Below are 259 nucleotides of genomic sequence, written 5' to 3' on the forward strand. Positions count from 1 at the left end.
CGCGGCCCGTGGTGATTGCCGCGATCAACGGTTATGCAATGGGCGGCGGGCTCGAATGCGCGCTCGCTTGCGATATCCGTATCGCTGAACAGCACGCGGTGATGGCGCTGCCCGAGACCGCGGTCGGCTTGCTGCCCTGCGGTTGCGGCACGCAGACGCTGCCGTGGCTCGTCGGCGAAGGCTGGGCGAAGCGCATGATTCTCACCGGCGCCGATGAACTCGCGGCGCTCGCCGCCGGCGCGCGCATGCTCGAATCGTG

Annotated in this window: 1 protein-coding gene; it reads left to right on the forward strand. The window is 69.1% G+C overall.

Annotation, left to right across the window (positions count from 1 at the left end; genetic code table 11):
• Window positions 1-259 (forward strand): enoyl-CoA hydratase-related protein (locus SB772_RS42650; RefSeq protein ID WP_410838851.1); only part of this gene is annotated, 259 nt, incomplete at both ends.

Origin of the sequence: Paraburkholderia sp. SIMBA_030 (assembly GCF_046535245.1) — a bacterium.
In the GTDB taxonomy this organism is placed as follows: Bacteria; Pseudomonadota; Gammaproteobacteria; order Burkholderiales; family Burkholderiaceae; genus Paraburkholderia.